Below are 13,838 nucleotides of genomic sequence, written 5' to 3' on the forward strand. Positions count from 1 at the left end.
AAAGGAGATCCGAACTCACGGCCGGGTGGGCGCTGGCGGAGCAGTTCGCGGGTCGGTATCGGCCGACCGGAGGCCCGAGAAATCCCGGGAGGGTGGGGTGGGGTCCCCGGATCGGATCAGCGAGGTGCGGGCCCGGCCGACTTGCCGCTGTCGGGCTCGAAGCGCACCACGATCGATTTGGAGGTGGGCGTGTTGCTGAACTCCGCCACCGAGTCGAGCGGCACGAGCACGTTCGTCTCCGGGAAGTACGCGGCGGCGCAGCCGCGCGCGGTCAGGTAGTGCACGATCCTGAAATGCGGGGCGCGGCGGTCCCCGTCCGACCATTCACTCACCAGATCGCGGTAATCACCGTCGACGAGACCGAGCTCGGCGGCGTCCTCGGGATTGACCAGCACGACCCGACGCCCGTCGTGAATCCCCCGGTATCGGTCGTCGAGCCCGTAGATCGTGGTGTTGAACTGGTCATGGCTGCGCAGCGTCTGCAGCACCAGCCGCCCCGCCCCCGCCTCCGGCGACGTCACCGTGTTCACCGTGAAGTTGGCTTTGCCTGTGGCCGTGGGAAACACGCGCCCGTCGCGCGGTGCGTGCGGGAGCGCGAAACCGCCGGGAACTCGCGCCCGCTCGTTGTAGTCATCGAAACCGGGCACGACCCGCTCGATCCGCGCACGGATGCGGTCGTAGTCGGCCGCGAAATCCTCCCAAGGCACCGGGTCGCCCGGCCCGAACACGGCGCGGGCGAGCCCGGCCACGATCGCGACCTCCGACCGCATCTCCGGACTCAAGGCCGGGACGCTCCCGCGTGAAGCGTGGACGATGCCCATCGAATCCTCCACGGTCACGAACTGCTCGCGCCCGCCGGGCGCGTCGACATCCGTGCGGCCGAGCGCCGGGAGGATGAGCGCCCGTGCCCCGGTCACCACGTGCGACCGATTCAACTTCGTCGACACGTGCACCGTGAGGCGGCAGCTGCGCATCGCCGCCTCGGTGGCCTCCGTGTCCGGCGTCGCGGCGACGAAGTTCCCGCCCATCGCGAAGAAGACCTTGACGCGGCCGTCGCGCATGGCGCGGATCGTGCCGACCGTGTCGAGGCCGTGGTCGCGAGGCGGCGCGAAGTCGAACTCCGTGCCGAGCGCGTCGAGGAACCGGTCGGGCATGCGCTCCCAGATGCCCATCGTGCGGTCGCCTTGCACGTTCGAATGCCCGCGCACGGGGCAGACCCCGGCGCCCGGCCGCCCGATGTTGCCGCGCAGAAGCAGGAACGCGACGATCTCGCGGATCGTGGGCACGGCGTGCCGGTGCTGCGTCAGGCCCATCGCCCAGCAGACCACGATCTTGTCGGCGGCGAGGACCATCGCGAGGAGCCGTTCGATCTCGGCCGCGGCCAGGCCGGTCCGCTCGACCGCCTCGGCCAGCGCGGCGTCGTCGCCGGCGGGGTCGTCGATGCCGTGGTGCGCGGCGAAGGCGTCGAAGCCGTGCGTGTGGGTGTCGATGAAGGCGCGGTCGATGGCGTCGGGGTCGGTGTTGCCGGCGCGCAGGAGCATCCGGTTGAGGATGTTGAAGAGGGCGAGGTCGCCGCCGACTTTGATCTGGAGGAACAGGTCGGTGAGGTCGGTGCCGCGTCCGGCGAGTCCGCGCGCGGTCTGGGGGTTCTTGAAGCGCTGCATGCCCGCTTCGGGGAGGGGGTTGACGGTGGCGATGCGGGCGCCGGCGCGTTTGGCCTTCTCGAGGGCGGTGAGCATGCGCGGATGGTTGGTGCCGGGGTTCTGGCCTGCGACGATGATGAGGTCGGCTTGGTTGAGGTCGTCGAGGGTGACGCTGCCTTTGCCGATGCCGATGGTCTCTGCGAGGGCGGAGCCGGAGGACTCGTGGCACATGTTGGAGCAGTCGGGCAGGTTGTTGGTGCCGAGTTTGCGGGCGAAGAGTTGGTAGAGGAACGCGGCTTCGTTGCTGGTGCGTCCGGAGGTGTAGAACGCGGCGGCGTCGGGGTGGTCGAGGGCGGCGAGTTCGTCGGCGATGAGGGTGAAGGCGTCGTCCCAGCTGATCGGTTCGTAGTGGGTGGCGCCTTCGGCGAGGTGGACGGGCTGGGTGAGGCGGCCTTGCTGGCCGAGCCAGTAGCCGGACTTGTCGGCGAGGTCGGTGATGGGGTGTGCGGCGAAGAATTCGGGGTCGACGCGGCGGCGGGTGCCTTCTTCGGCGACGGCTTTGGCGCCGTTCTCGCAGAACTCGGCGGGGTGGCGGTGGCCGGGTTCGGGCCAGGCGCAGCCGGGGCAGTCGAAGCCGCCGGTCTGGTTGACGTCGCGGAGGAGGGGGAGGCCGCGTTTGACGCCTGCTTGGGTGCCGACGACTCGGATCGAGTTGGCGACGGCGGGGAGGCCGACGGCGTGGTGTTTCGGGGGTCGGACGTCGGGCGTGTCCTGGGCGGGGTCGAGTTCGGGCGCCTTGCTCATTGGTGCAGTGTAGGGCGGCGCGAGGTGGTGCCGGGCGGGGAACACCCGGTCGGGTCGGGCGGGCGGGAGTGGTTGCGGCCCGGGTAGGCCTTGGGTTGAAATGCCTGCTCTTGGGGGCAGGGTAGGGGGTATCGGGGCGAATCGTCACGGACCGTTCGGGGGTGGTCGCCCGGGTACGCTGAACGGTGCGGACCAGCGCGGGTCCACCGTCCCGGCCTCGCGTATGGGTCCTTTGTGGAAGGCGGTGGGGTATGGGCGATGCTGCTGGCGGGCATGCTGATGGTCCCGGCGGGCGCGGTCGTCTGCACGGTCGTCTGCTGCAGGTCCTCGGTGCGGTGTCGGCGGTCGCGGCCGTGATCGCCTTGTGGCAGTTCGGGGTGTTCGGTGGCGGGCCTGACCGGGGCCCGGTGGACGTGATCGAGGGCTTGGAGACGCCGTCGGTTCCGGAGGAGTCCGCGTCGAGCGGAGTGGCGTCGGCGCAGGCCGCGAGCCCGACGGTCGAGTCCCCTTCGGAGTCGAGCGCGGCGGCGACGTCGGCGGAGCCGTCGAGTGCGAGCCCTTCACCGGCGGCGCCGAGCGAATCCGCCTCGACTGCGGTGGAAGAGGCCGTGTCGGCGTCGTGCACGGCGAGCCTGACGCTCGAGCGGGAGTGGGACGACTCGGTCCAGGTCTCGGTCGAGGTGGTCAGCACCGGGAGCGTCGCGTTGGCGTCGTGGGAGATCGACCTCGATCTGCAGGACGTGTCGATCTACAACCATTGGAACATGCGGGAACTCGACCACGGCCGGTATGGCAGTGAGGATTGGAACGGCCGTCTCGATCCGGGCGAGGATGCGGTCGCGGGGTTCCAGGCGGCGATGGGCGACGGCGCCTCGATGCCGGATGCGGTGGCTTGCACGGCCCGGTCTTGAGCCGGGTCAGGCTGGAGCGTCGAGCAGGAGTCGCGCTGCGGTGGTCGCGCCGTCGGTGCGGATCGACGTGGCCACTTCGGTCGCGCGGTGGCGGGTTTCGGGTTTGAGGGCGGTTTCGATCGCGACCGTGAGGGACTTGGTGGTGAGCCTGGGTCCCGCGTGGTGGGCGCCGATGCCGAGTTCGGCGACGCGGTGCGCCCAGTAGGGCTGGTCCACTATCTGCGGGACGACCACTTGTGGCGCACCGGCGATCGCGGCGGTGAACGTGGTGCCCGCGCCGCCGTGGTGGACGACGGCGGCGACGCGTTTGAACAGCGCCTGCTGGTTGACCTCGTCCACTGCGATGCAGTCGTCGTGGTCGTCGATCGGGGCGAGGCCGGCCCAGCCGCTGGCGAGGATGACGCGGCGGTCCTGTCGGCGGGCGGCACCGAGGGCCACGCGTGCGGCGTCCTTCTTGGGGCGGAGCGGGATGCTGCCGAATCCGATGTAGACGGGCGGTGGTCCGGCGGCGAGGAAGGCCTCCAGTTCGGGTGTGAGGGGGCGGTGGTCGGGCAGTGCCCAGGCGCCGGTCTGCGTGGCGGTGAAGTCGGACGGGAGCCGGGGGCTCAGCACCGGGTCGGTCGCGAGCCAGGGTCGATCGGTGAAGACGTGGTCGCGGACGTTCGTCAGGGACGGCAGGCCGTTCGCGGCCCGGAGGCGGTTGACGGCCGCGCCGTAGAGCGCGTGCATCGCCTCGGCGTCGTGCGCCCATAGCGCCCGGTTGTCGGTGACACCGGGCGGGAGCGGGTGTCCGGGCCGTTCGGGCGGCGGGTGGTGCAGCGACGGCAGGAGGGTCGGTTGGAGGCTGACGTGGCGGTAGCGGAGGCCGAGCGCATCGGCGGCGGTGCGGGCGGCCGCGGCGACCGGGAACATGCCGGTGGCGACGACGGCATCGCAATCTGCTGCGGCCGTGGTGATCTCGTCGAAGGCGTCGGCAACGAGCGCGGCGGTCCGGTCCGCGAAGGTTCCGGTCGGCGGCGGCCCGGTTCCGGTCACCAGGGGGCGTACCGCCTGGCCGATCGAGGCCATCGGGATGGCTGCGTCGGCGAGGAGTCGGGTGAATTCGGGGTCGGGAGGCGCGCACATCACGGCTTCCGCCCCGAGCGCGCGCAGGCTGACCGCCAGCGCGGCCATCGGCTCGACGTCGCCGCGCGAACCGTAGGTCGAGAGCAGTACGCGCATCGGTTCCCCGTTCGAACGGTATCGGGCTGAGCCGACCATTCTGGGGTGCGGGTGCAAGGGACCGGCGCCGCGGCGAGCCCACACGTGCGGGAGGATCGCTGGAGCCGCACTTTCGGTGGGCGGCTTCGAGCTTCGGGAGGCTTCAGATGAGTGATGTGAACCATTCGGATCCGCAGGTCATCGTATTCACCGGCCTGCCCGGGACGGGCAAGTCGACGCTGTCCGAGCGCCTGAGCCGGGCGACCGGCGTGCCGGTGTTCGCCGCGGACTGGCTGCTGGGCTCGCTGAAGCCGCACGGGGTCCTGTACGACCTGGATCAAGAGACCTACCTGGCGCTCCACGACGGCCTCATGGAGACGCTGGTCGTACGGCAGCTCCGGTTGGGCCAGTCGGCGATCACCGACTGCGTGCTCGACGAGGGCACCTCGCAGCGCTGGGCCGGGATCGCGGCCGGGTACGGTGCGCGGCTGCGGGTCGTCGAATGCACTTGCAGCGATGTGGAGCTGCATCGGAGCCGGGTCGAGGGGCGGGTTCGCGGCATCCCCGGCTGGCACGAGATCGACTGGGCGCACGTCGAGCGCATGCGCGCCGAGCTGCCGCCGTTCACGCTCGAACGGCTCGTCACCGACGCCGTCGACCCGCTTGAGACTAATATGGACAAGATTTACGACTACTTGTCCCGCTGATCGGGTATCCCCGGCCGCGGGTCGCGGGGTGCTTTGCCGCCAGGGGCAGTACGCTGGCAGTCCTCTTCAGACGAAGAAGCGGCGCTGAGAGGCGCGGAAGGGGAGCATGATGGCCGGCAGCCGGATCGCGATCGTTTGGAATCCGTCGAAGACGTCACGCGAGGACCTTGAGGGCGCGCTCCCCGCGAGTGCCGCTGACGCGGAGGTCTCGTGGTTCGAGACCAGCCCCGACGACCCCGGCCAGGGCGCGACGGGCGAGGCGCTCGCGGCGGGTGCCGAAGTCGTGGTGGCGGCGGGCGGTGACGGGACCGTGCGAGCGGTCGCCGAGCGACTGGCGCAGGACGACGCCGCCGAGCTCGCGATCGTCCCGCTCGGCACGGGCAACCTCCTCGCGCGCAATCTCGGCGTGCCACTGGGCGACCTCGGGGGCGCGCTCACGCGGGCGTTCGAGGGCCGGTCGCGCGCCATCGACCTCGGCTGGATCACGGCTGAGGTGAGCGATGCGGAGGTACGCCAGGCGTTCGCCGTCATCGCGGGAATCGGCATCGATGCGCACATGATCGTCGAGACCGACGACGACCTCAAGAGCAAGGTCGGGTGGCTGGCCTATGTGGAGTCGCTGGGACGAGCCCTCAGCTCGAGCGAGGTCGTGGACATCGAGATCGCCGTCGACGGTGCGGCACCCGAACGCACGGAGGCGCACACACTCCTCGTCGGCAACTGCGGCACGCTCCAGGGCGGCATCGCGCTCCTGCCGGACGCGGACCCCTCGGACGGCGAACTCGATCTGCTCCTGCTGAGCGCCGAGGGCATCGGCCAATGGCTCGACACGCTTCGATCGTTCGTGTGGGACAACGGCATCCGGCGGCTCTTCACCGGCCGGGAACGTGCCGAGAGCGCCGACACCGCGACGCATGCCAGGGTCGGCAGCGTGTCGGTCGTCCTGTCCGAGCCGCGAGTTCTGGAGGTCGACGGCGACGAACTGGGCGAGACGTCGGGCTTCGCGATCGAAATCCAACCCGGTGCCGTGCGGGTGCGTTGAGGCGGGCGTTCAGTACGTCGCGGTCAGGGACCGGGTCGCGCCGTCGACACGGACCGTGCCGCCGTATGGGATGGTGAACTGCGGGTCGGTGTGTCCGAAGTCGACTCCGAGTACGGCGGGCTTTCCGGGCGCGTACTCGTCGACTGCCCGGATCACCGCTTCGCGCTGCTCGGCGCGGAACCGGTCGGCGTCGGACGCGTCGAGACGGCGGTCCATGCTCGATGATTTGGGTCGGCCCATCAGGAACGCGGCGCAGCGTTCGAGCCAGCCGCGTTCGCCGATCGAGCGCAGGATGCGGTACACGTCGGTCGCGCTCGGCATCTCCTCTGAGGTTTCGAAGCACAGCACGGCGCCGTCGAACCGGTCCGGGCCGGGAATGCAGCGGTCGGCCATGAGCAGCCAGGAGACGATTTCGAGGGATCCGCCCCAGGTCGGGCCCTCGACCGCCGGGCCGGGGTTGCGCCATTCCCACTCGCCGGCCTCGCGCATCGCGGGCGGATGCTCGAACGTGGCGGGGTCGGCCCAGTCCCCCGAGGTCTCGCCGAACTCGGCGGGCTCGGTGAGTACGTAAGGGCCGGAATCGAAGAGCGCGGCTCGCAGGGACGCCTCGGTCGCCGGGTGCATCGCGCCGGGCCGGCCGAACTCGGTCATGACCGCGCCGCCGTGGAAGCCGACGATCCCGCATTCGGCGAGGAACGCGAGCAGGTTCGTGCAGTCGCTGAATCCGAAGAACGGCTTGGGGTTCGCCGCGATCAGGGCCCGGTCGAGGTGCGGGAGGACCGTGATCTGGTCGTCGCCGCCGATGCTGGAGATGACGGCCTTCACCGACGGGTCGGCGAACGCCGCGTGCAGGTCCGCGGCTCGCTCGGCCGGGCTCGCGCCCCACCTGCGGGTGGTGGGGTACTCGACCGGGACGAGCCCGAACGATTCGCGCAGGCGGCGCAGTCCGAGCTCGTACGGCAGCGGCAGCACCGCGGGCAGCCCGGACGACGGCGAGACGATCGCGACCTTGTCGCCCGGTACCGGTTTCGGCGGATATTGCGGCACCAGGCCAGGCTACCGACGCGGCGCCCGCGATGACGTCGCGATTCCCGATCGCCGATCCGCCGGGCTTCGGTGCCCCAAGGTTGCCCAGTGGGTCGGGCCCAAAGGTTCCCCAGGCTGCGTGACGGTGCCGCAGGCGCCAGGTCCGCGTACGGACATCGTTCCCGGCTATGTGCACCGACCGGATCAGGGGTGTGCACGAGCGCGCGAAGCCCGCAGTCCGCGGAGCGGACCTACCGCCTCCGGCGGCGTCACGCAGCCAGAGGAACCTTATGGCCCGAGCAGTGCGCTCGCTCGGGCCTGATCCGATACACCGACCACCGTCCTAGCTGAACGGCATTGGCCCTAGCGTGGTTCGGGCACGAAGCGCGGGTGCTCGCCGGTGTGGGCACCGTCGGCGCCCGCCGGGCCGAGCACCCGGCGCGCCCGCAGGTCGATGGCGACGTAGGCGCGGTAGTCCTCCCACTCGCCGAGGCCGTCGGCCGCCCAAGCGGGCACTTCCTCGTCGTCTTCGTTGAGCTCGCCGGTCTCCCCTTTGAACTCGACCATGGCGATGCGGTCGTCGACGTACCGGCCCGACCAGAGGAAGACCGTCTCGATCTGGTCGGAGTCGAGGTCGAAACCGAAGTCCTGCAGGCCGATCTGCCACTGCACAGTGCCGGAGGGGAAGTCGCGGAACGTGACCGCTGCGTCGTCGTGCTCGAAGGCCATGATCTGGCCGCCGTCCGGGGAGAGTGCGGCGATGCGCTGGTCGCACTGACGGGGGTCGTCGGCGACCGGCCAGGGAGCCGAGGTCATGACGCCGTCGTCGATCCGTCCATTGAAGACGAAGCAGCCGTCCTGGCCGCAACCGACCTCGAGGAGGACGTGGACGCCGTCGGGGTGGACGAGGTGGTAGCCGCCGTGGCCGCCGTAAGTCGGCAGGGCCGCGTCGCCGAGGATCGCCCCCGTGGCGGCGTCGAGCGCGAACCAGCGGTCGACCTCGCCGTGCCCGGAGTACAGGTCGGGACGGTAGAGCCAGACCGCGGTCCCGTCGAGCGAGAAGCGGCAGTTGGTCCGGGCGCTGGCCATGGCGCCGGTGCTGGGCCCGAAGTCGAAGCGCCACAGCTCGACCCCGGCCCGGTCGAGGCAGACGAGGTAGGCGCTGGTGGCGATTGCGATGCGGTCGCCGGACGGGGTCTCGTCCCGCGACTGCACGGCATGGCCGAAGTTCGTTGGCGTCGCTGCCTCTTCCATGGCTCCTCTTCGCCTTCAAGGGAAATAGGCCGATCGTAGTCCGGGCCCGCGAACCAGGCTCGGGCGTGGAGGTCAGGAGCCGCCGAGTCGCACCGCGACGCCCGGCGAGTAGAGGACGCTCATCGGCTCGCCCGTGACTCGCGGCAGCCCCGCCGCGGCCAGGAGGTTCTGGTCGCATTCCCAGAGCTCCGCGCGGTGCAGGGGCCAGCGCGGGTGGGCGTTCGGGAGGAAGCGGAGCCGCCCGGCGACGGTGTGGTGGAGTCCCCAGCGGGCGGTCAGGAAGTGTTCGAGCGGTGTTGGGGCGGTGAGGGGTTCGCCGATCCGGACGGTGATGCGGGAGTGCGCTGGGCGGGGTTCGGGCCAGCGGCGGACGCTGGTGTAGGTGCGGGTGTCCCCGTCGGTGTGGAGTCGCATGCGGGACCACAGGTAAGGCAGGCGGAAGCCGATGCGCGCGGTGAGTACGGGCAGGAGCCGGGCGGCGTCGAGGGAGAGGAAGGCGACGCCCCGGCGACCTTGCCTGTCCACTGTGTAGAGACGGAGGTTCGTTTCGGGGAAGGTGCCGAGGTAGGGGATGCCGGGGAGGCGGAACCAGCCGACGCGGTGCATGCGGAAGGGGATGAGGCCGACGTAGGTCGCGCCTTCGAAGGTGTCGGGGACGGTGCCGGCGGGGAGCAGCGGCGCGGCGTCCTCCGGCGGCACTCGCCAGTGGAGGAAGGCGAGGTCGAGCCAGGATTGGGTGAGCAGCGGGCAGTCGATGGGCGCGGGCGGCTCGGGGGTCACGGGCTCCGGCGGGTGGTGCACTCCCCCAGCATGGCAGGGTCGGGCTGGCGTGCGCAGGCCGTCGGCGCATACGCTGCGGGGCGTGGGGATCTTCGAAGACCGGCGCGGGCTGCTGCAGGCCGTGGCGTACCGGGTGCTCGGGACCGTGACGGACGCGGAGGACATCGTCCAGGCCGGGTCCTGGTCGACGCGACCCTGCGTTCGGTCTCGCACCCCGAGATCTACGCGATCGGCGACGCCGCCTCGATCCGGCAGGCCTACGGCGTGATCCACGGGACCTGCCAGAGCGGCATCCCCTCGGCCGCGCACGCCGCCGAGTCGATCACGCGGCGGCTGCGCGGGAAGCAGCCGAAGCCGTTGCGGTTCGGATACCTCCACCAGCCGGTCTCGTTGGGCCGCCGGGATGCCGCCGTCCAGTTCACGAACCCCGACGACACCCCGAGCCGCTGGTACCTCAAGGGGAGGGCCGCGATCGCCTACAAGGAGGCGGTCAGCGGCAGCCCCCTGAAGTGCTACCGGTCGCGTCGGGCGACCCCGGCCCGCATGACCGGGCGGACCGGGGGCCGCCGCAACCGCCCTGCGGCCTAAGGACTTCGCGGCGCGGCCCTCGCTGACGTGGAGCACGGCGTCCGCGCCCTCAAGGATCAACCGGTCCAAGGGGAACGGGCCCTGCGGCGAGGCGAGGTCGGCGCGTTCGGAGGCTTCGGGGAGGGCCTCGGCGGCGATCAGGCCCCACGTGTCGAATCGCCGCTGGAGCCCGCCTTCATGCGTGCCCGGCTCGGGTGCGGGCACCCCGATGCCCTCGCTGCGGCCGAGGCTGCCGACGATGCAGGCGTACCGGCCGCCGAGCAGGGACGCGAGGATCGCGCCCGTGCCGAACCAGGCGAGGTCCATGCCGCCCATGGACATCCGGCTCAGATTCCGCTGCAGATGGAGGTTGTGTCCGGATAGGAACGTCGGGCCGCGGTCGGCTTCGAGGGCGCGGATGTCGAGCACGTTCTGCGCCATGACCGCGTCGCGGACGGCGCCGAGGCGGCTCCACCGGTCGCCGTCCCGGCCGGGACGCGCGGCCTCCCGGTGGTAGCGCAGTAGGCCCAGCGCCGTGGTGACGTGGACGCGGGCGCGGTCCCAGCGGGCACGCGAGGTCCCCGGGACGAGTTCGGGAGCGCGGGAGTAGAGCTCGGTGAGCAGGTCGTCGGCGATCGCGCGGAGCTGCGCGGCCTCCGGCGTGCGGCCGGGCGAGCGGGCAGGGTCGGTGACGGCCTCCATGCAGCCCCAGCGCTCGTCGTCGCCCGCGTGGGCGCGCACGTCGAGGTCGAGGCCCAGGTAGTCGATGGCGTGCTCGAGGTAGCGGCGCGGGCTTTCCGCGGTGAACTCGAACGGGGCGTCGATGCCGTGGAAGGCGAGGCGGTCCTCCAGGGGCCGACCGATGTTGTAGTCGCGCATCCAGGCGACAAGGGCCCGGTTGGCGGCGAACTCGCCGAAGCCGTGCGAGAAGCCCTGGGCCATGGCCTCGTCGAGCGTTCCGAGTCCATGTAGGACGAAATCGTTGACCGTGAGGGCGGCGACGCGGTCGGATTCGAGGGCGAAGGACCGGAAGCCGCGTTCGGCGAGCTGGGCGAAGAGTTCGTTGCGGATCTCCCCGAACGCGGGCTCCCGGTGGTCGGGTTCGCCGAGGGCCACGATGTCGTGGGTGTCGGTGACGAATTCGCGAATGTCTTGAGTCATGGCCTTGAAGCTATCTTTGATAGATCGATTGAACGTTGCAACTGGTCTGACCGTATGAGCGAGCTCGAAAGTCTCAATCGAAGATGCACCCCGAGTCTGCGATGCGGCCGCGAGTAGCGGCCGTGGTCGGCCCGCTCCCCTAGGCTCGGGTGATGACAGTGCGATGGCCTGAGGCGATCCTCGGGCAGCTCGATTTCTACTGGGACGCCCACCTGCGACCGCGGTTGGAGGGCCTGACCGACGACGAGTACTTCTGGGAGCCTGTCGACGGCTGCTGGAGCCTCCGGCCCGACGCCGAGGGCGCATTGCGGATGGACGGGGCCGATCCCGCTCCCGAGCCGCCGCCGGTGACCACGATCGCCTGGCGGATGCTCCACATCGGCCGCGACGTGCTCGGCGTCCGCACCCGAGCGTTCTTCGGCCCCAACGAAGGCCTGGAAGACGCCGAAATGTGGGACCTGCGCCTCTGGCCCGACACGTTGCCCGCGACCGCGGCCGACGCACTCGCCATGCTGGAGCAGTCGTATGCGCATTGGCGCGAGGGCGTGCGCAGCCTGGACGCCGAGGCGATCGAGGAGCCGTTGGGCCCTCAAGGCGGCTGGTTCGCCGAATCCCCCATGGCGGCCCTCGTCCTCCACCTCAACCGCGAGGTGATGGCCCACGGCGCGGAGATCTGCCTCCTCCGCGACCTGTACCGCGCCAAGGGCTTCGACGAGCGGCGCTGACCCTCAGGCGGTCTGCAGGCCGAAACCGAAGGGGTACAACGGGTCGTAGGCGGCATCGCCGACGTTCATCGGCTCCTGGTCGTTCGAGCGGGGCCAGGTGACCGGCAGGCGGCCGCCGTAGGGCGTCTCGCCGAAGAGCGGGTCGGCGACCCCGGCGCCTTCGCTGCCGGGCAGCCAGGCCGCGACGAGCGCGTCGACCTCGGCGAGGTGCGAGGTGATCTCGATCGGGCGGCCGGAGACGACGATGACGACGCAGGCGACGGCGGCGCAGACGGTGTCGATCGCGGCGGCGTCCGCATCGGACACCCGCATGTCGTGCTCCCCCGCGCCCGCGTCGCCGATGCCTTCGGCGTACGGGTCCTCCGCGACGACGACGATGCCGACGTCGGCGTCGCCGATCGGCTCGGACGCGGTCTCGCTGTAAGTGATCGACGCATCGGGCGCGACCGCTTCGATCCCTGCGCGGATGCTGGTGCCCTCCGTGACCGTCTCCACCGCGCCCTGCCAGGACGCGGTCCAGCCGCCCAGTTGGCGGCCGAGCGCGTCGGCTCCGGATCCGGCCAGGTAGATCGACTCGCCGCCGGTGAGCGGGAGCAGGTCGTCGTCGTTGCGCAGCAGGGTCTGCGACGCGGCCGCGGCCTGGCGGGCGGTCTCGCGGTGCTCGGCCGATCCGACGTCGGCCGCGCCGGCGGTGTCCGCGAAGGGCTGCTCGAACAGGCCGAGTGCGAACTTCTGGGTGAGGATGCGGGAGACGGCGTCGTCGATGCGCTCCTCGCCGACGCCGCCGGAGTCCACTTCGGCCAGCAGTGTGTCGATGAAGCGGCGGTACTCGAACGGCACCATGACCATGTCGACCCCGGCGTTGATCGAGGTGCGCACGGCCTCGGCGTAGTCATCACTGACCTGGTCCACGCCCTGCCAGTCGGAGACGACGAAGCCGTCGAAGCCGAGCTCTCCTTTGAGGACCTCGTTGATGAGGTACGCGTCGCCGTGGGTCTTCAGCGGGCCGTCCCCGAGGTCGGTCGACGAGAACGAGACCATGACCGAACCGACGCCCGCGTCCACGGCGGCTTCGAAAGGCGCCAAGTGGATCGAGCGCAGCTCGTCCTCGGTGAGCGTGGTGACGCCCTGGTCGAGGAGGTAGTCGTCGGTGGTCGACGTGCCGAAGGCGGTGCCGCCGTCGCCGACGTAGTGCTTGGCGGTGGCCAGCACGCTGGAGTTCGCGGCCAGGTCCTCGCCCTGGTAGCCCTGCACGACGGGCCCGGCGTACTCGACGGCCAGGCCGGGGTCCTCGCCGAAGGACTCGTACGTGCGGCCCCAGCGGCTGTCGCGGGCGACGCACACGCACGGCGCGAAGGTCCAGTGCACGCCGGTCGCCCGGGTCTCGGCGGCGGTGATCGCGGCGGCCTCCGCGGCGAGGGCGGGGTCGTGGGCCGCTCCGAGGCCGATGTTGTGCGGGAAGATCACCGCTCCGGGCAGCGCGCCGTTGCCGTGGACGGCGTCGATGCCGTAGATCAGCGGGATGCCGAGGCGCGATGCCGCCGCCTCGCTTTGGTAGCCGTCGATCATCTCGGCCCAGGCCTCAGGGGTGTCGCGGAGGGCGTCCGAGCCGCCGTTGAGGAGTGAGCCGATGCCGAGCAGGCCGATGTCGCCCGGGTGGCCCTCGATGGCGAGCACCGCGACCTGCGTCATCTGGCCGACCTTCTCCGCGATCGTCATGCGGCCGAGGAGATCGGCGACGCGGTCGGCGACCGGGGCGCCGGGGTCGAGGTAGGAGGCGTCGCCGGCGTCCCCGTCGGGGACGACCACGAGCACGGTGATCACGGCGGCGGCCAGCGCGGCGATCAGAGCGGTCCAGAGGACGGCCGGGCGGCGGAGGACTGCGGGCAAGTGTGCGCCCATTGGGCGGGCTCCTTGAAGAGTGAGCGATCGGCTACGGCCCCAACCGGGTCCGACTGTATCGGAAGAGCGCTCCCATGTCCAGCGAAACGTGCGCGTCAAGCCCGAGGGCCGGTAGT

General features: G+C 71.1%; 10 protein-coding genes and 1 pseudogene. 4 read left to right on the plus strand and 7 right to left on the minus strand.

The features are described from left to right. Nucleotides 1-116: 116 nt before the first annotated feature. Entirely contained in the window at nt 117-2,447 is a 2,331-nt protein-coding gene (locus JHY01_RS07555; protein WP_205325008.1) for an FdhF/YdeP family oxidoreductase, read from the minus strand. 251 nt (nt 2,448-2,698) lie between these two features. Here JHY01_RS07555 and JHY01_RS07560 point away from each other — a divergent pair, with 251 nt between their 5' ends. Then, a complete protein-coding gene (locus JHY01_RS07560; protein ID WP_205325009.1) occupies nt 2,699-3,358 on the plus strand; it encodes a cellulose binding domain-containing protein in 660 nt (219 codons plus the stop codon). A 6-nt stretch (nt 3,359-3,364) separates the two neighbouring features. On the opposite strand, the gene JHY01_RS07565 is transcribed toward JHY01_RS07560, so the two are convergent. Beyond that, on the minus strand, nt 3,365-4,579 hold the full coding sequence (locus JHY01_RS07565) for a glycosyltransferase (protein ID WP_205325010.1): 1,215 nt from the start codon (nt 4,577-4,579) through the stop codon (nt 3,365-3,367). A 146-nt stretch (nt 4,580-4,725) separates the two neighbouring features. Here JHY01_RS07565 and JHY01_RS07570 point away from each other — a divergent pair, with 146 nt between their 5' ends. Continuing rightward, on the plus strand, nt 4,726-5,265 hold the full coding sequence (locus JHY01_RS07570) for an ATP-binding protein (RefSeq protein WP_205325011.1): 540 nt from the start codon (nt 4,726-4,728) through the stop codon (nt 5,263-5,265). 109 nt (nt 5,266-5,374) lie between these two features. Continuing rightward, a complete protein-coding gene (locus JHY01_RS07575) occupies nt 5,375-6,307 on the plus strand; it encodes a diacylglycerol kinase family protein (protein ID WP_205325012.1) in 933 nt (310 codons plus the stop codon). Nucleotides 6,308-6,316: 9 nt separating this feature from the next. Here JHY01_RS07575 and JHY01_RS07580 read toward each other — a convergent pair whose 3' ends face one another. From JHY01_RS07580 to JHY01_RS28055, 4 genes and pseudogenes are all read right to left on the minus strand, one after another. Beyond that, a complete protein-coding gene (locus JHY01_RS07580) occupies nt 6,317-7,357 on the minus strand; it encodes a S66 peptidase family protein (protein ID WP_205325159.1) in 1,041 nt (346 codons plus the stop codon). A gap of 339 nt (nt 7,358-7,696) precedes the next feature. Next, nucleotides 7,697-8,587, minus strand: coding sequence for a hypothetical protein (locus JHY01_RS07585; protein ID WP_205325013.1), 891 nt, complete (start codon nt 8,585-8,587; stop codon nt 7,697-7,699). A gap of 72 nt (nt 8,588-8,659) precedes the next feature. Beyond that, nucleotides 8,660-9,388, minus strand: a complete 729-nt coding sequence (locus JHY01_RS28050; protein ID WP_374199510.1) for a YqjF family protein — start codon at nt 9,386-9,388, stop codon at nt 8,660-8,662. A 738-nt stretch (nt 9,389-10,126) separates the two neighbouring features. After that, nucleotides 10,127-11,095, minus strand: a pseudogene (locus JHY01_RS28055) (erythromycin esterase family protein); the annotation flags it as partial. Nucleotides 11,096-11,247: 152 nt separating this feature from the next. Between JHY01_RS28055 and JHY01_RS07600 the strand changes: the two are divergent. Then, nucleotides 11,248-11,820 (plus strand): DinB family protein, encoded by a 573-nt coding sequence (locus tag JHY01_RS07600; RefSeq protein WP_205325014.1) that lies wholly within the window; start codon nt 11,248-11,250, stop codon nt 11,818-11,820. Between the two features lie 3 nt (nt 11,821-11,823). On the opposite strand, the gene JHY01_RS07605 is transcribed toward JHY01_RS07600, so the two are convergent. Continuing rightward, the gene (locus JHY01_RS07605; protein WP_205325015.1) at nt 11,824-13,722 is read right to left on the minus strand and encodes a glycoside hydrolase family 3 protein; all 1,899 of its coding nucleotides are present in this window, start codon (nt 13,720-13,722) and stop codon (nt 11,824-11,826) included. Between the last annotated feature and the right edge of the window lie 116 nt (nt 13,723-13,838).

It is taken from the genome of Glycomyces sp. YM15 (assembly GCF_016918015.1).
Taxonomy (GTDB): Bacteria; Actinomycetota; Actinomycetes; order Mycobacteriales; family Micromonosporaceae; genus Glycomyces.

What these genes read in the sequence shown, in the direction of transcription:
- JHY01_RS07560 (WP_205325009.1), top strand. Translation starts at nt 2,699, where the DNA reads ATGGGCGATGCTGCTGGCGGGCATGCTGATGGTCCCGGCGGGCGCGGT.
- JHY01_RS07605 (WP_205325015.1), bottom strand. Translation starts at nt 13,722, where the DNA reads ATGGGCGCACACTTGCCCGCAGTCCTCCGCCGCCCGGCCGTCCTCTGG.
- JHY01_RS07585 (WP_205325013.1), bottom strand. Translation starts at nt 8,587, where the DNA reads ATGGAAGAGGCAGCGACGCCAACGAACTTCGGCCATGCCGTGCAGTCG.
- JHY01_RS07575 (WP_205325012.1), top strand. Translation starts at nt 5,375, where the DNA reads ATGGCCGGCAGCCGGATCGCGATCGTTTGGAATCCGTCGAAGACGTCA.
- JHY01_RS07600 (WP_205325014.1), top strand. Translation starts at nt 11,248, where the DNA reads ATGACAGTGCGATGGCCTGAGGCGATCCTCGGGCAGCTCGATTTCTAC.
- JHY01_RS07570 (WP_205325011.1), top strand. Translation starts at nt 4,726, where the DNA reads ATGAGTGATGTGAACCATTCGGATCCGCAGGTCATCGTATTCACCGGC.
- JHY01_RS07565 (WP_205325010.1), bottom strand. Translation starts at nt 4,579, where the DNA reads ATGCGCGTACTGCTCTCGACCTACGGTTCGCGCGGCGACGTCGAGCCG.
- JHY01_RS07555 (WP_205325008.1), bottom strand. Translation starts at nt 2,447, where the DNA reads ATGAGCAAGGCGCCCGAACTCGACCCCGCCCAGGACACGCCCGACGTC.